At 61.6% G+C, this 15,495-nt stretch carries 14 protein-coding genes; 9 read left to right on the top strand and 5 right to left on the bottom strand.

Annotated elements, in window-relative coordinates; translation table 11 throughout:
- Window positions 1–63: 63 nt before the first annotated feature.
- Window positions 64–1,302: a lipopolysaccharide biosynthesis protein gene (locus B215_RS0118545; protein ID WP_019371144.1), complete on the bottom strand. Its 1,239-nt coding sequence runs from the start codon at window positions 1,300–1,302 to the stop codon at window positions 64–66.
- A gap of 119 nt (window positions 1,303–1,421) precedes the next feature.
- Window positions 1,422–3,440 carry a LamG-like jellyroll fold domain-containing protein gene (locus B215_RS0118540; RefSeq protein WP_160327972.1) on the bottom strand — a complete coding sequence of 673 codons (2,019 nt, stop codon included), beginning with the start codon at window positions 3,438–3,440 and terminating at the stop codon, window positions 1,422–1,424.
- Between the two features lie 197 nt (window positions 3,441–3,637).
- Between B215_RS0118540 and B215_RS0118535 the strand changes: the two genes are divergently transcribed.
- Window positions 3,638–4,597, top strand: a complete 960-nt coding sequence (locus tag B215_RS0118535) for a glycosyltransferase family 2 protein (protein ID WP_019371142.1) — start codon at window positions 3,638–3,640, stop codon at window positions 4,595–4,597.
- Between the two features lie 37 nt (window positions 4,598–4,634).
- On the opposite strand, the gene B215_RS0118530 is transcribed toward B215_RS0118535, so the two are convergent.
- Entirely contained in the window at window positions 4,635–5,540 is a 906-nt protein-coding gene (locus B215_RS0118530) for an EpsD family peptidyl-prolyl cis-trans isomerase (protein ID WP_019371141.1), read from the bottom strand.
- 135 nt (window positions 5,541–5,675) lie between these two features.
- Between B215_RS0118530 and welK the strand changes: the two genes are divergently transcribed.
- Window positions 5,676–6,722, top strand: a complete 1,047-nt coding sequence (gene welK, locus B215_RS0118525) for a beta-1,4-glucuronosyltransferase WelK (protein WP_037514235.1) — start codon at window positions 5,676–5,678, stop codon at window positions 6,720–6,722.
- Complete coding sequence (locus tag B215_RS0118520) at window positions 6,719–7,585, top strand: glycosyltransferase family 2 protein (RefSeq protein ID WP_037514233.1); 867 nt, start codon at window positions 6,719–6,721, stop codon at window positions 7,583–7,585. The genes welK and B215_RS0118520 overlap by 4 nt, the downstream gene beginning before the upstream one ends.
- A gap of 16 nt (window positions 7,586–7,601) precedes the next feature.
- Here B215_RS0118520 and B215_RS0118515 read toward each other — a convergent pair whose 3' ends face one another.
- Together B215_RS0118515 and B215_RS0118510 are read right to left on the bottom strand one after the other, a co-directional pair.
- A complete protein-coding gene (locus B215_RS0118515) occupies window positions 7,602–8,987 on the bottom strand; it encodes an AAA family ATPase (protein ID WP_026009407.1) in 1,386 nt (461 codons plus the stop codon).
- Window positions 8,988–9,077: 90 nt separating this feature from the next.
- On the bottom strand, window positions 9,078–9,329 hold the full coding sequence (locus B215_RS0118510; protein ID WP_019371137.1) for an XrtV sorting system accessory protein: 252 nt from the start codon (window positions 9,327–9,329) through the stop codon (window positions 9,078–9,080).
- Window positions 9,330–9,610: 281 nt separating this feature from the next.
- Here B215_RS0118510 and B215_RS0118505 point away from each other — a divergent pair, with 281 nt between their 5' ends.
- Genes B215_RS0118505 through epsI form a run of 6 tightly spaced genes read left to right on the top strand, consistent with a single transcriptional unit; the run spans window position 9,611 to window position 15,467 of the window.
- A complete protein-coding gene (locus B215_RS0118505) occupies window positions 9,611–10,879 on the top strand; it encodes an outer membrane beta-barrel protein (protein ID WP_236704553.1) in 1,269 nt (422 codons plus the stop codon).
- Window positions 10,880–10,893: 14 nt separating this feature from the next.
- Window positions 10,894–11,793: an SLBB domain-containing protein gene (locus B215_RS0118500; RefSeq protein WP_019371135.1), complete on the top strand. Its 900-nt coding sequence runs from the start codon at window positions 10,894–10,896 to the stop codon at window positions 11,791–11,793.
- Between the two features lie 34 nt (window positions 11,794–11,827).
- A complete protein-coding gene (locus tag B215_RS0118495; RefSeq protein WP_019371134.1) occupies window positions 11,828–13,177 on the top strand; it encodes a Wzz/FepE/Etk N-terminal domain-containing protein in 1,350 nt (449 codons plus the stop codon).
- A complete protein-coding gene (locus tag B215_RS0118490; RefSeq protein WP_019371133.1) occupies window positions 13,177–13,881 on the top strand; it encodes a CpsD/CapB family tyrosine-protein kinase in 705 nt (234 codons plus the stop codon). The genes B215_RS0118495 and B215_RS0118490 overlap by 1 nt, the downstream gene beginning before the upstream one ends.
- Window positions 13,882–13,891: 10 nt before the next feature.
- On the top strand, window positions 13,892–14,773 hold the full coding sequence (gene xrtV, locus B215_RS0118485; protein ID WP_019371132.1) for an exosortase V: 882 nt from the start codon (window positions 13,892–13,894) through the stop codon (window positions 14,771–14,773).
- Window positions 14,757–15,467 carry an exosortase-associated protein EpsI, V-type gene (gene epsI / locus B215_RS0118480; RefSeq protein ID WP_019371131.1) on the top strand — a complete coding sequence of 237 codons (711 nt, stop codon included), beginning with the start codon at window positions 14,757–14,759 and terminating at the stop codon, window positions 15,465–15,467. The genes xrtV and epsI overlap by 17 nt, the downstream gene beginning before the upstream one ends.
- Window positions 15,468–15,495 lie beyond the last annotated feature (28 nt).

Genomic DNA, 15,495 nt, shown 5'->3' with positions numbered 1-15,495 from the left:
AAGAGCCCAGCCGACGCGACTTGCTCCCGCCCGACCCTTTGCTGTTACTGCCATAATCGCCCCTTAGATGATCGGTATCCCGATGAGCCGCACCGCGACCATCGAGGCAAATCGCAAGAAGATGAAGGGCACGACGCTCGCGATCGCCGCCCCAAGTGCACCATAGGGCGGAATCAGCAGGAGCGCGAGTATTGCAGCGAGTGCGACAGCAGCGAAGGTCAATGCCGCGACCAGCCGCTCTCGATTGGCCATCAGCAACACGCCGCCACTTGATGCGAATATCAAGCTAAACACCTGCCCCAAGACCATCACCTGCATCGCAACGGCGCCCGCACCAAACTGCTTGCCGAACAAGTTCATGATCCACTGCGGCGCGATTAGCACGGCCGCAACGATCGGCATCGAGGCGAGTAGAAGCGCCAGAAGCGTAAGACGCAGAACACGTGCGATACGCCGCACATCGCCCTGCTGGTAGCTTGCCGCAAAAACCGGCTGCAAGATCGTTTCTGACGTGCTGGAAAGCAGCTTGAGTGACGAAGCAATCTGGTAGCCGACACGAAACAGGCCCGCTTCGGCCGGGCCATGCGTGGCGGCCAGCACCACGGTAGCAAACCAGTCGATGAAGAAGTTGTTGGCGTTCGACACCAAAATCATCACGCCGGGCCGGACCATCGATCCCTCGAGCGGCTCGCGAGACTTCCAGGCGCGCGTCGCCCGTCGCAACAACACGCTGGCGACCACCATGGTCGCGATCCATCCAATCAGATAGAGCACCGATGGCAGCAGCGGATTGTGCGCCACACCTAGCAGGATGGCGCCTGTGAGCAACGCGCCGCCGATAAGCGTGCCCAGCGGGCCATCTACCATCTGCGATTCACCAATGCGACCGGTCCCTCGGAGCGCGGTCGAAGCAAGACGGCAATAGGCACCTACCGGGATAAGCATCGCCATGACCATGAGGTCCGGTGCCATGGCGGCGCTGCTGAACACGTTGGTAGCGATTTGCCGATGGAAGAGCAGCACGCAAACCATCATCGCCAAACCCGACGCCATCGCCACTCGGATCGCATGCTGCAGTGCAGCGCGAGCAGTGCCTGTACGATCCTGGGCGACACATACCGCAACCGTTCGGACGAGGATGGTATCCAGCCCGACCAACGCAATGATTACCGCCATCTGCGCTGAGGTGAGAGCCGTGCCGAAGGCACCCACTCCGGCAGGGCCGAATGCGCGCGCAACGAGCCAGGTGAACAGGAAGCTTGTAACCGCTCCAAAGCCTTTGACGCCGAATCCGACGATCATCTGGCCCCGCAGCCCTCGCAGGTGCAACTTACTAGCTTTCACGACGGATGCTTGCCCCCTGGGAGAACTGCCCGTGCCTTATGGCAGCCTCTTCCAGTGGGCAAGCCCGCCCGCGTCGATCAGACGTGGTGCAATTCCATGCGGTAGGAGTTGCCAGTGATCATCGTGCTGCGCTGCCACAACGCGCTACCGCCGAGATCCCCCGTCAAGCTAATATCGTCAGTGACGGAGACCTTTGATGCGAGCGCCAGCTGCGCGGTCGCGCCGCCGGTGAGCGTCGATGCCAAGGTTGACGTCCCCACCGCGGTCACGGCCTTGGTTGTGCTGGTACCGCCGGACATCAGCAACAGCGCCGCGCTCGACGCCGCGCCCTTGGTAAGGCTGTACTTCACTGCCTCAGAAGTCGGCAAGGTTGCGTTCGCCCCCCCTCCGAGGACGAGGATCTCCGAAGCACTCAGAGCGCCTTCGCGTATCTGAATGCCGCCGATCCCGCCGCTGAAGGCACTGCTGAACGGACTGCCGACATACAGTCCCCAAAACTCGGATGCGCGGGTGCTGCCCGTCATTGCGAGGCTACCCCGCGCCACGCCATCAACATAGAGGATAGCGTTGCCCTTGGCGCTGTCATAGGTGAGGGCAATCTTGTGAGTAGCCGTGTCCGTGATGTTCGCGCCGGTGGTAACGAGCGAGAAGTTCTTGCCAGCCGCGTTGGTCATGGTGAAGGCGAGTTCGCCGTTGGCGCGGAGGGATATACCCCAACTCTGGTTGATCCCCATGATCTGACCTACCGGTGCCGTTACCGAGTCTCGCTTCATATCGAAGCTGATGGTAAAGGCCGGAAGGCTGTAAAGCTGACGTGAATACTCGCGGAGCAGTTCAAAGCCAGTCCCAGTCTTTACTTGGAAGAAGCCGCCGTTGATCGCTGCCAGATTGACGGCACTCTTGGTTTCATCCGAGCTCCAGCGCGACTGGTCGACGATGCCGCTGCCGGTAAACTGCATGTTTAGCAACAGGTTCGGACTTGTGGGCTTTGCCAGCGTCACCAGTTCCTTGGCCACCAGCGATGCTGCAGCGCTCCCGACCGGCGGCTGGAAACCGACGCCGCTGACAATGAGGTTGCTTAGAGCCGCGGTAGACACGGCGTTGAGATCGTAGAGCTTCCGCAGCGTTACTGCGTCACTGGTGAGAACCGCATTGTTCGACTGGCGAATGTTGGTCGAGGTTGCGTCGAGGATGATTGCGTCTGTTACGTTGTTCGTGATCGTAGCATCCGCCGTCTTGTCCAAACGGATCCAAAGAGACGTTCCGTCCATCTTAGAGACGATGGTATTGGAGTCGATGTTCACGTTACGGCCGTTCACGACATTGATGCCGTGATACATTCCGTTGGTGTACACCAGATTATTTTTTATATTGATATTGGTGTAGGGAAGATTGCCGTTCTCATCATTCATGAAGATGCCCTGGCTCGAGCCTCCATTGCCTTGCATGATGACGTTGTTGGTGATGGTGATGTTGGAGCTGCCTTTCGCGCGTCCGCTCGTCAAGAACTGGATATTGTCGGGGTGTTCGCCGTTCACCGGATAAAGATCGGTGAAGAGATTGTTGTCGATCAACAGGTTGCTCATCTCCGAGAAGTTCGTGTGATCCCGGCGATTGTGATGGAAGTCGTTGTTCTGAATGGTCATCGCATCGGTGTTGCGTCCATCCAAACCTACCGCAAAATGATCGATCGAGGAGTTCTTGATCGAGACAACGCTGCTGTCGCGTACGACCAGGCCGATGCCTCTCGACAATGCTGGATCGCCTGTTCCGCCGCTGATGGCGACGCCGTCCAGCGTAACGTTCTTGGAGTTGACCACGCGATTAGCAAGCATCCAGTCTTGTTCGGGCTGGAAGTTCTGCTTGATGTCCAAATCCTTGACGACGATGTTGCTGCTCGATGTGATCGACATCGATTGAACGAGCGCCTTGTTGTTCACGTCCAGCGACTGGATGGTCACGGCAGACGTGAAGTTCCGCAAGTTGATACCGAGCGTCGTGTACGATCCCGCCGCTAGCTTGATCACTTCACCGCCCCTCGCTGCCTTCAAGGCAGCATCAAGCTCGCTCTGATTTTTGACGATGACGTCCGGCATGGTAAGCATCCTTTACTGGTCGACCCGATCGACGCGTGATTCCGTCGAGGCAACGCTATCGCCCGGCCGTGAAATGGCATTAAAGGAACACAGTTAAGCGCCTGTTTTTCAAGTTGTTCGGATATACCACATCCGCACCACTCCGTAGGCGGCGTGGAACCCGCATCGAAGGGTCGACGCCGCAGTGCGGCAAAGCTATGACCATCGTTATGACATCGCCTTCCTGCCCCGAGGTCAGCGTGCTGGTAGTAGCTTACCACTCGGCACCATTTATCGCTCAATGCATCCGCGGCATTGCCGAAGGGGCGCAGACAACCCCGTATGAGGTGTTGTTGATCGACAATGGAGGCGGCGACACCGAATCGGTGGTAGCCTCCCAGTTCCCCGAGGTGCGGATCATTCCGAGCGAGGGAAATATAGGGTTCGGCGCGGGCAACAATCGACTGGCGTCTCACGCCCGGGCTCAACGCCTACTGCTGGTCAATCCGGATGCTATCCCACAACCCGGTGCGATCGACCGCCTCGTCGCCTTCTCGAAGGAGCACCCGGACGCTGCCGCCTGGGGCGGCCGCTCCTATTCACCGGATGGCACGCTCGACCACGCAAACTTCCTGGCCTTGCCAACCGTCCGGGACTTCGTGGTGTCGATCGTCGACAGCAGCCCGATGCGCCGAGGGGGCTTGCCAGCGGACACATCCTCACCTGGCCCAGTCGACGTGCTCAACGGCGGTTTCATGATGGTTCGCGCCGACGTGTGGCACGAACTCGCCGGATTTGATGAAGGCTTCTTCCTCTATTCCGAAGAAATCGACTTGTTCCAGCGGATCCGGGCGCGAGGCCATGCGGTGCTGGTCGACCCGTCGGTTGCCGTGGTTCACGATACCGGGGGCGGACAGTCGCTGTCGCCAAGCCGGTTGATGTACCTCATAACCGGGCGCATGCATTATGCGCGCAAGCATTTCAGCCCATTAGGGGCGCTGATCACCGGGTGGGCACTTTGGCTGACCGCGGCAAAATACGTCGTAATCGGGTCAGCGCTGGGCCGGATATTCCCGGCTCGCGCTGTTCATTACCGCTCGCTCAGCAATGGCTGGGGACCCATATTCCGGCAGCGGGCCCGGTGGTGGCGCGGTTATCTGGACCGCCCCCGCGGCTGAGGGCCGCAGACCCGCGGGTCTGCGCACCCCGTTCGCCTTACTGTGCTGAATTGCCGACCGGCGCCGCAGCCTCTCCGGACGTCGGAGCGGGCGCCGCCTTGGGCTGCACCGGCGCGGCGTAGCCAGGCTGATACTTCACGGTCTCCCGCGCCTTTTTGATGCGATCATTAAGCTGCGCGTCGGCCGCCTTGGAGAATCGTTCTCCTCGCAGTGCATTCAGCGCAACCTCGCGTGCCTGAGGACCTGCAAGCGGCTGCACCGTCGATCCCGTGATGACATTGGCGGTAAGCCCCTGTTGGGTGGGCAGGATAAACATCTCCGCCGCAGGCAGCCCGGCGATCTTTGCACCAATCTCCGGCGGCAATTCCGCCGAATCGATTTGCGTGTTCGAGCGACGAAACTGGATGCCGTCCGCACCGAGCTTGGCGGCAAGCTGATCGAGCGTCTTGAGCGGCGCGAACTCGCGCAGCTTCTCGTTGGATGTCGGCGGCGCAAACAGGATCTGTTCGACGGTGTAGACCTTGCGCTGCGCAAACCGGTCTGGATGTGCGGCCTGGTACTGCGCGATATCCGCCTCGGTCGGCTGGGTCACGCCGGCAGCAATCTTATCGCGCAGCATAGTGGCCAGGATGAGTTCGTTCGCCCGACGCTGCTGGATCAGAAAGGAAGGCGTCTTGTCCAGTTTCTCACCCCGAGCGATCTTGGCGAGGATCTTGCGCTCGATCACGCGCTGCAGCGCGAGTTGCTCAAGGGCCTTGCGATCGGCGCCCGGAGGGATCGGCGACGCCTGAAGCTCAGCGTTCAGTTCGAAGATCGTCACTTCTTCGCCATCGACGGTGGCGACCACCTGACCCTTTTCAAGCTGCTCTTCGCTCTTGCCACCGCAACCGGAAATCGCCAGCGCGGCCGCTGCCGCTGCCGTCACCAGAAACAACTTCTTCATGAAAACCTCCCGGCCGCGCACGGAATTGCACACGGCACAAACTTCTACTTGAACCTATTCGGGCAGCCGGGCATCCGCAATAGCATTGGCACGGCGAACGCCTCCCTCTGGGAGACGTGCGGCACGGGGGACAGCATGGCGGAACAGAGCGACGCGGATCAAAACGGCGGCAGGCGGCTGAAGATGTGCCTCGCCGCGTCGGGAGGCGGGCATCTGCGACAGATCCTGGACCTCGAATCGGTCTGGAAGGAGCACGACTATTTCTTCGTGACCGAAGATACGGCGCTGGGCCGCAGCCTGGCGGAAAAGCATCCGGTCGAATTGGTCGATCACTATGCGCTCGGCCAGGCGAAGCTTGGCCACCCGCTGCACATGCTATCGGGTGCATGGCGCAATCTCCGGCAGAGCCGGGCGATCATCCGGCGCCACAAGCCCGACGTGGTCATTTCCACCGGCGCCGGCGCCGTGTTTTTTACGTCAGTGCTGGCGAAGCTGCACGGCGCCAAGTTCGTGCACATCGAAAGCTTCGCTCGCTTCGATCACCCGTCGACTTTCGGCAAGATGGTGAAGCGGTTCGCGACGGTCACGATCGTCCAGTCGGCAGCGCTCAAGCAGCACTGGCCGGACGCGGAACTGTTCGACCCGTTCCGCCTGCTCGACACGCCGCGTCCGCCCAAGCAGCCGCTCACCTTCGCGACGGTCGGCGCGACGCTGCCTTTCCCCCGGCTGGTCCAGGCGGTGCTCGATCTGAAGCGCGCCGGAGGTCTGCCCGGGCGCCTGATCCTGCAATATGGCGATCAGCAGCTGCAGGACCCAGGGCTGCCGGACGTCGAAATTCGGTCGACCATTCCGTTCGATGATCTGCAGTTGCTACTGCGCGATGCGGACACGGTAATCTGCCATGGCGGCACAGGCTCGCTGGTGACGGCGCTGCGGGCCGGCTGCCGTGTCATTGCATTCCCCCGCCGCCATGACCTTTTGGAACATTATGACGACCATCAGGAAGAGATCTCGCAGACCTTCGCGGATCGCGGCTTGCTACAGGTGGTGCGGGACGAGCGCGAGCTCGGTGCTGCCGTCGAGGCGGCGAAGGCGACGGAACCGCGCCTTGCTACCACCGACCATACCGCGCTGGCCGGCCGATTGCGCGAAATGCTCGCCAAATGGGGAGCGAAGCGATGACCGCACCGCGCATCTCCGTTGTTATCCCGCACTATAACGATCCGGCAGGGCTAAACGCCTGCATTGATTCGATCGAGCGGCAGACGATCGCGCGCGATCAATTCGAGATCATCGTCGGTGACAACAATTCGCCATGCGGATTGGCGGCGGTGGAGGCCGCAGTGGCAGGACGGGCGAAGATCGTCACCGTGGCCGAAAAGGGCGCAGGCCCTGCCCGTAACGGCGCCGCGAAGCACGCAGTCGGCGAGGTATTGGCGTTCATCGACAGCGATTGCATCGCCGAACCGGACTGGCTCGCTGCGGGGGTTCGCGATGTCGCCCCCGGCCGGTTCCTGGGCGGGCGGATGTTCGTGCTTCGACCGGAAGGGCGACTGAATGGTAGCGCCGCGCTCGAACTGGCGCTGGCGTTCAACAACGAAGCCTATGTCCGCAAGTCCCGGTTCACCGTGACCGCAAACCTGTTCGTGATGCGCACCGACTTCGAGCGGGTCGGCGGCTTTCGAGTCGGGGTATCCGAAGATGTCGAATGGTGCCACCGCGCCTTGGCGATGGGCCTTACGATCGGTTATGCCGCCGACGCTGTCGTAGGCCATCCACCGCGCCCGGATTGGGCCGCGCTGTTGGTCAAGACGCGACGGATCCAGCGCGAACTGTTCCTGTTCCACATCGAACGGCGCCATGGGCGGCTGCGCTGGATCGCGCGGTCGGTTCTTCAGCCCGCGCTAATCCCGGCCGATACCGCGAAGATCCTGCGCACTCCCGGGCTGGAGGGTGCAAGGGTGCAAGCCATCGCTACGCTTGCCCGCCTCCGCTTCTGGCGAGGCATGGCAGGCGTGCTGCAGTCGCTGGGCTTCAGGGTGTAGGATCTCTCCAGCCGCGTCAGCGGCTGGAAAGATCGGCTTCGAGTGTCGGGCTGTCGAGCCTGGTCCGGCCCAGCATCAACCACAGATACACCGGCAGGTTGTCGTCGCTGAAGCGGAAGCGCCGCTCCTCGTCAACGTTTTCGGTTTCGAGCTGGAGCTTGCCGGCCAACTCCGCGAGTTCGCGCTCGACCTGCTGTGCGGTGACGGACGTGTTCGGCAGCAGTTGCACGACGCTGCGCCCGCTGAACCACCCATCGCTGGACCGCGACGCTTCGGAAAGCGCCGCCACCACCGGGTCGTAGCGACCGCTCACCAGCTTGCGGAGTTCGGCGACGGCGCGAGGCGCCATTCGACCTTCCACTTCGGCGATCGCCAGATCCACTGCGCTGCGCAAATGCCCCATGTCGACAGTAAGGCGGCCATGGTCGAGTGCTTCCTGCGCGGCGTGGTGGCAGAGCAAGCGCGCCAGGTACGGCGAGCCCAGGGAGAGAAGGTGCACGACGCGCGTCAGATTAGGATCAAAACGCACGCCGGACGCAGCCTCGCCCAGTGCCACCATTTCCTGAACCTCCTCCTCCTCCAGCCTCGGCATCGGCAGGCCGATAACGTTGCGGCGGATCGAGGGCACATAGCCGATCAGTTCCTGCAGGTTGGAAGCGACGCCAGCGATCACGAGGTGCACCCGGGCGGCGCGATCGGACAGGTTCTTGATGAGCTCGGCGACCTGCTGACGGAAATCGGGACTGGTTACTCGGTCATATTCGTCGAGTACGATCAGCACACGCGTGCCGACAATCTCCGAGCAAAGCGCGGCCAGCTCGCTCGCATCGAACGGCCCGGCTGGCAAGCGATCGGCCAGTTTGCGGCCACTTTCAGCCTCATCCGTATTCGGCGCCACGCCGCGATGGAACAACAGCGGCACATCGCTGAGTGCGCTGCGGAACAGATCCGAAAAATCGGCATGGGCACCGCATGTCGCATAGCTGACGATGTAGCTGGATTCCCGCGCAACATCGGCCAGCACATGCAGCAGCGATGTCTTGCCGATCCCGCGTTCACCATACAGGACGACATGGCTCCGCTGGCTTTCGATCGCAGAAATCAGCCGACTGAGCACGCCCAAACGTCCTGCGAAACTCGAACGATCGGTGACTGGCTGCGTCGGCGTGAAGTAGGTTGCCAGCGCGAAACGCGCCCGACTGATCTCACGCCGCTCCGCCCCGACGCCGCCCAGCGGGCGGTCCAATGCGGAAGCGCGGAAGTTTGGGAAGTCGGCTCGCACGCGGGCGCCCCGCACATCGCGGCTCGCCACATAACCGGAAGCCGGGAACTGGCCCTCTTCATCGCGTTGCTCGCGGCGAGAGAACGGCCACAGAAATTTAAGCGCGGAACCTACAGCCACTCAACAACCCCTTCGAAACTTGAAGTCACCCGCGTCGGCAAGCAGCCGATCGCACCAGCCAAGCCCAGTCCTATTCCGCCATTGCCGCGATCAGCGCCGCTTGAAGAACTCATACGGTTTTATCACCAGTGCGACATAGGCGAAAATTAGGACAATGGTGATGATAGCGAACGCGTGGTGCTCTTCATTTCCTAGATAGTTCGCAATTGCACAACCTACCGCAGGCGGCAAATAGCTCAGCATCGAATCGCGCACCGTCGAATCGGCTTGCGACCGTTGGAGAAAAATGACGATTAGACCGGCGAAAATCGCGATGGTCACCCAGTCATAGGGCGTCTGCATGCATATCCTTTCCGTGCTGCAATGGACTCCGTCCTGGATCACGGCGCCTTTCCGGGTGCACTAGCAGCGGGCTGCGCATATCGCTAGATAGCTGAAAACCCGATAAGGCGTGGTTAAGAAGCGCCGGGTTTGTGCAGGTATCGCACACAAGATGCGCCAAGCCGGTCATATGTGACCCGCGGCGGAACAAGTGACGAGATTTTCGGCCATCCATGGTCGGAGATCCGGTTGCGCGCGCGAAGGCCGGTTGATAATGAGCTAACCACCCTGGGGGACCATGTGTGCCGTTAAGTAATCACCAGAAGTTCGGGGCTGCTCAGATCGGCAGCTCTTTCACGGGAATTTGCCTGACGGCCATGTTTTTCGCGTCTGCAACATGTACGACGCCCGCATGGAGCCAGTCGCGCTCGGCCGCAGCGACGAATCAAGGGCGGCAGATCAAAGTCACGGCCACGACACGGCTGCAATATGACGATAACGTCGTTCTGAATAATCCCAACTTGGTCGCAGGTCAGCCGAAGGGCGATTTCAGCGCCGCGCCTGCGCTGGACGTCAATCTGTATCTCCCGCGGGCCACCGGCGACTTTTATCTTCGCGGCAATGTGGGGTACAACTTCTATCGGCGCTACACCCGGCTCAACCGCGAATCGATCGATCTGATCGGCGGCGCGGATCAGCGACTCGCCTCCTGTATCGGACATGCGGAAGTTGCCTATAACCGTCGCCTAACAGATTTGAGCAACCTGCTAGCGCAGGACGCAGCGGCAAGCGTGAACAACACCGAAGAACGACGGACCTATACCGCCGATATCGGTTGCGGCGGTCAGATCGGCATTCGGCCGTCAATTGGTTTCACACGCAGTGAGGTGCGAAACAGCACCGCACTTCGGAAGTTCGCAGATTCGAACGCCAACACGATCACGGCTCAATTGGGACTCGCCTCTCCCGCGATCGGCACCGTTTCGATATTCGGTCGCTATTCCGATGCGAGCTACATCAATCGCGAGACGCCCACCGGGGTGGGCCAGGATGGCCTTGAATCATATGCTGGTGGCGTTCAGCTGGAACGCAACGTCGGTACGCGGCTAAACTTCCGGGGATCGGTGAACTACACGAAGGTCAATCCTAAACTGGCAGGCACTCCCGGCTTCTCAGGCATGGGTTTCGACCTTTCTACGACGTACAACGGTGACCTGTTCAACCTGGTTGTCGGGGCAAGCCGAAACGCGGTGCCTTCGCAGCTTCTTTTCGTCAGCTACAACCTCGAAACGACCGTGCGCGCGACGCTGTCGCGCCAGCTGTCGGAGCGCACACAGCTGCAGGTCGGCGCCAGCTATCTGCGTCGCGAGTTTGCGTCTTCGCCGCTCTTCCCGAGCGCACCGGCGAACGGAAAGGACGAAAATGCTACGCTCAACGCCGGCATCCGTTTCGAAGCAAGCCGACGACTACGGTTTTCGCTCGATGGAACCTATATGAAGCGAACGTCGAACATTCAGCTATTCGGGTTTGATGCAAAGCGCATCAGTCTGACCACTTCCCTATCGCTGTGACAAGGGCATTTTACATGCACGACAAACGCCGTTTGATGATCGCCACCGCCTTGGCTGCGATGACCGGCATTACCACCCAGGCGGCAGCGCAGATCCCCAATCGCACGCCACCAGCGCCCGTGCGCCCGTCTGTGCCCGCTCCCGCCGCGTCCCCCTCGCAGGAAGTGCAGCCTGCTCAGGCTTTGCCGGCATCCACACCCGGCGGCGTCAGTGCTCCGGCCGGGTATACGATCGGCGTGGACGACGTGATCGAGGCGGACGTGCTTGGACAGGCGGATTTCAAGACGCGGGCTCGCGTACGGGCAGACGGTACCGTGCCCCTGCCCTATCTGGGCGCCGTACCGGTGCAGGGCGAAACTGCGGTTTCGCTCGCTGAAAAGCTTGCGAAGTTGCTGCGAGCCGGCGGTTACTACGCCAAGCCTATCGTGAATGTGGAAATCATAACGTTCGTCAGCAACTATGTGACTGTGCTGGGCGAGGTGAATTCCGCTGGGCTTCAGCCCATTGACCGCGCCTATCGCGTCTCGGAGATTATCGCCCGGGCGGGCGGTTTACGCGCAACCGGGGCAGAGTCGGTTGTCCTCACCCGCGCCGATGGTAGCAGCACCAAACTCGACTACACGAAACTAGCGCAAGGGGGCCCAAACGAAGACCCCGAGGTCAAGGCCGGAGACAAGATCTTCGTGCCCGAGGCCGAGAAGTTCTACATTTATGGCCAAGTTAACGCTCCGGGCGTATACGCGATTCGCGATGAAATGACGTTACGTCGAGCGCTTGCCCAGGGCGGCGGACTGACTCCAGCAGGCTCCAGCAAACGCGTCAAGATCAGCCGCAACGGCCAGGAGATCAAGTTGAAGATGGACGATCCGATCAAGCCGGGCGATGTCGTCGTCGTCGGCGAACGACTGTTCTGATCTTGGCGCCGTTGTCAGCTTACGAGGAAATTCGGTGAACATAGTCCAATTCTTTCGGATTCTCTGGGCGCGACGCTGGATTATCCTGCCGGCGTTCCTCGTCTCCGTGGTCACCGCGACGCTGGTCGTCCAGTTCCTTCCGTCGCGCTATCGCGCGACCACCCGGATCGTGCTGGATACATTCAAGCCCGATCCGGTGACCGGTCAAGTGATGAGCTCGCAGTTTATGCGGGCCTATGTTCAGACGCAGGTGGAGCTGATCGAGGATTATGCGACGGCCGGTCGCGTCGTCGACGAGCTGGGTTGGGCGAACGATCCCGCCAATATCGCTGCGTTCAACGATTCGTCATCCGCAGCCACCGGCGATATTCGTCGCTGGCTCGCAAAGCAGATTATCGGCGGCACCAACGCCAACGTGATCGAAGGCAGCAACATCCTCGAGATATCCTATTCGGATAGCTCGCCGGAGCGCGCCGAGCAGATTGCGAACATGATCCGCCAAGCATTCCTGACTCAGGCGCTGGCGGCTAAGAGGCAAGCTGCGGCGAAATCAGCCGAGTGGTATGCCCAGCAAGCGGCTGCGGCACGCAATGCGCTGATCGCTGCGGCGGATGCACGCACCGCTTTTGCCAAGAAGTCGGGCATTGTACTGACCGGCACGGGCAACGATCTCGACACCCAGAAGCTTGAACAGCTGCAGGGCCAGAGCGCTGCAGCCAGCGCGGCAGTCGCTCCAATGGCTGCTGCCGGCATCGGCCCAGCGCAGATGCAGCTCGCCCAGATCGACCAGCAGCTTCAGCAGGCCGCAACCAGCCTTGGACCGAACCACCCAGCCTTTCAGGCGCTACAGCGCCAGCGTGAGGTGTATGTCCGTGCTGCTGCGCAGGAGCGCGCCCAAGCAAACGCAGCGAACACCAGCAATCGCGGCGCGGTCGAAAGCGCCGCCAATGCACAGCGCGCACGCGTTCTGGGCAATCGGGAAGACGTTGACCGCCTAATGGAGCTTCAGCGTGACGTCACGCTGAAGCAGGATCAGTACATGAAGGCGGCACAGCGGGTGGCCGATCTCCGTCTTGAAGCGAGCAGCAACGAGACGGGTATGACGACGCTGAGCGAAGCCTCGGCACCGGAATACCCCTATTACCCGAAGGTGCCGCTGATCATCGGTGGTGCGGCGGGCTTCGGGCTCGGCTTTGGCCTGCTCATTGCGCTCCTTGTGGAGCTTCTTGCCCGGCGGGTGCGTAGCGCCGACGATTTGGAGGTCGCTGCCGATGCGCCGGTATTCGGAGTTGTGCAGAGCCGCGCGAATCTCGCCGGTCGTTTGCACCGGAGCCGAGAAGCGGCGGAAGAATCGCACGAGTTTGAGGGAGTTGCAGTACAGTAATGGACGCGATCACTACGCCCGAACCGCAGCAGGATCGCCCGAGCGGTGCACTGGTGATGCCGGATACGACCGGCATCCCCGAGTACCAGCTTGTCCTCGCGGACCCCACCGGCATCGAAGCGGAAGCCATCCGTGCGCTGCGTACCCGCATTGTCAGCCAGCATTTGCGCGAGGGTCGCAGGGCGCTTGCGATCTGCGCAGCCTCGGCCGGCACCGGGTGCTCCTTCGTCGCGGTTAATCTCGCCACGGCGCTGGCCCAGATCGGCATCAAGACGGCGCTTGTCGACGCCAATCTGCGCGAACCGGCCATCGCCGAAGCGTTCGGCCTCAGCGCGGACAAACCGGGCCTGGCGGATTATCTTACGTCCGGGGACGTTTCCTTGGACGCGATCCTTCATCGCACCCGCATGGAAAATCTTGCCGTGGTTCCGGCTGGCCGTGTCGATCACAGCCCGCAAGAGCTTTTGTCGTCCGAACAGTTCCGCGAACTGGCAACGCAGCTGCTGCGGGAATTCGACATTACGATCTTCGACACCACGGCATCGAACACTTGCGCCGACGGGCAGCGCGTTGCCAACGTCGCCGGCTATGCGCTGATCGTTGCACGCAAGGATACGAGCTATATGCGCGACGTGACGACGCTCACCCGCACGCTGCGTTCGGATCGCACCAACGTTGTCGGTTGCGTGCTGAACGGATATTGATTTGGACACGATGACCGCCACCGCGCGCACGCGGGAGCAGCACAAGCCGGGCAACGGCTTCTGGCTCGCAATTGCCGGGCTGCTCGCGTTGGGAATTCCCACGTTTATAACGCTCGGCCGGCAGGTCTGGAGTTCCGATGGCGGCGTGCACGGGCCGATCGTGCTCGCCACCGGCATCTGGATGCTGGCGCGTCAGCGTGACACGTTGGTGCGGCTGCGCCGGCCCGGCAATCTGTTGATCGGCACCCTGCTGCTGCTTCTTTCTCTTGCAGTCTATACAGCAGGCCGCGTCTTCGATTTTGTCAGCATCGAAGCGACCGGCCTGGTCGCTACGGTGATCACGACCGGCTATCTTTACTTCGGTGGCGCTGCGCTGCGCGCTGTATGGTTTCCGGTTCTGTGGCTGGCCTTCCTGATCCCCCCGCCGGGCTGGATGGTCGACCGAGTCACGGCGCCGCTGAAGGAATTCGTCTCCTATGCGTCGACCGGCTTCTTATCCTGGCTCGACTATCCGATCTTGCGTCAGGGCGTGACGCTGTTCATCGGCCCGTACCAGCTGCTGGTGGAAGATGCCTGTTCGGGGCTCCGTTCGCTGTCCAGCCTGGTCGTCGTGACGCTTCTGTACATCTACATCAAGAACAAGCCGTCCTGGGGCTATGCGCTGTTCATTGCCATGCTGGTGATTCCGGTGGCCGTGGCCACCAACATCCTGCGCATCGTGATGCTGGTGCTGATCACCTATCATCTGGGCGACGCGGCGGCGCAGAGCTTCCTGCACGTCACCACCGGGATGGTAATGTTCGTGGTCGCGCTGCTTTGCATTTTCGCGATCGACTGGGCCGTCGAGCGCCTTTTCCTAATCAGCCGGAGGCGGCATGTTCAACCGGCGTGACCTTATGATCGGCGCGGGCTGCTTCGCGGCCGCCGGCGCCTCGCTCGCCCTGAAGCCGCGCAAGCGGATGGACCTGCTGGGCAATGCAAAGCTCGATTCGCTGCTGCCGCATGCGTTCGGCCCCTGGCGCGCGGAAGATACCGGTGCGCTGATCGCGCCGCCGCGCGAAGGCAGCTTGGAAGACAAGCTCTATAACCAGACCGTCAGCCGCGTGTTCTCGCGCGAAGACGGCGCGGTGGTGATGATGCTGATCGCCTATGGCAACGCCCAGACCGATCTGCTGCAGCTGCACCGGCCCGAAGTCTGCTATCCCTTTTTCGGCTTCACCGTCGAACGCAGCGAAGCGCAGACCATTCCCGTCGCCAACGGCATTGCGGTGCCGGGCCGAGCGCTTACCGCGTCCAGCTTCAACCGCACCGAGCAGATCCTCTACTGGACGCGTGTCGGCGATTATCTTCCGCAGGACGGCAATCAGCAGCTGATGGCGCGGCTGAAGAGCCAGATGGCCGGGTGGATCGTCGATGGCGTGTTGGTCCGCATTTCCAGCATCACCGCGGACGTTGCAGAGGGTACCGCGATCAACCTCGATTTCGCCCGCCAGCTGATCGCCACCCTGCCGGGCGCGGCGCTGCCGCCGCTGCTCGGAACCAGCTTCGCCAAGGCGTTCGAAGCGCAGCACCCGCCCCGTAGCTGAACGAAAAAGGGCCAGGGGCGCGCGACCG

It is taken from the genome of Sphingomonas sp. ATCC 31555 (genome assembly GCF_000282895.1).
Classification (GTDB): Bacteria; Pseudomonadota; Alphaproteobacteria; order Sphingomonadales; family Sphingomonadaceae; genus Sphingomonas.
The sequence above is the reverse complement of the archived record's forward strand: the minus strand, read 5'-3'. Positions and strand labels throughout refer to the sequence as shown.

Bases quoted from the DNA above. Each gene is read 5' to 3' on its own strand.
- B215_RS0118490 (WP_019371133.1), top strand. From the start codon at position 13,177: ATGGACGCGATCACTACGCCCGAACCGCAGCAGGATCGCCCGAGCGGT.
- epsI (WP_019371131.1), top strand. From the start codon at position 14,757: ATGTTCAACCGGCGTGACCTTATGATCGGCGCGGGCTGCTTCGCGGCC.
- B215_RS0118540 (WP_160327972.1), bottom strand. From the start codon at position 3,440: ATGCCGGACGTCATCGTCAAAAATCAGAGCGAGCTTGATGCTGCCTTG.
- B215_RS0118500 (WP_019371135.1), top strand. From the start codon at position 10,894: ATGCACGACAAACGCCGTTTGATGATCGCCACCGCCTTGGCTGCGATG.
- B215_RS0118530 (WP_019371141.1), bottom strand. From the start codon at position 5,540: ATGAAGAAGTTGTTTCTGGTGACGGCAGCGGCAGCGGCCGCGCTGGCG.
- B215_RS0118535 (WP_019371142.1), top strand. From the start codon at position 3,638: ATGACCATCGTTATGACATCGCCTTCCTGCCCCGAGGTCAGCGTGCTG.
- B215_RS0118545 (WP_019371144.1), bottom strand. From the start codon at position 1,302: ATGATCGTCGGATTCGGCGTCAAAGGCTTTGGAGCGGTTACAAGCTTC.
- B215_RS0118510 (WP_019371137.1), bottom strand. From the start codon at position 9,329: ATGCAGACGCCCTATGACTGGGTGACCATCGCGATTTTCGCCGGTCTA.
- welK (WP_037514235.1), top strand. From the start codon at position 5,676: ATGGCGGAACAGAGCGACGCGGATCAAAACGGCGGCAGGCGGCTGAAG.
- xrtV (WP_019371132.1), top strand. From the start codon at position 13,892: ATGACCGCCACCGCGCGCACGCGGGAGCAGCACAAGCCGGGCAACGGC.
- B215_RS0118520 (WP_037514233.1), top strand. From the start codon at position 6,719: ATGACCGCACCGCGCATCTCCGTTGTTATCCCGCACTATAACGATCCG.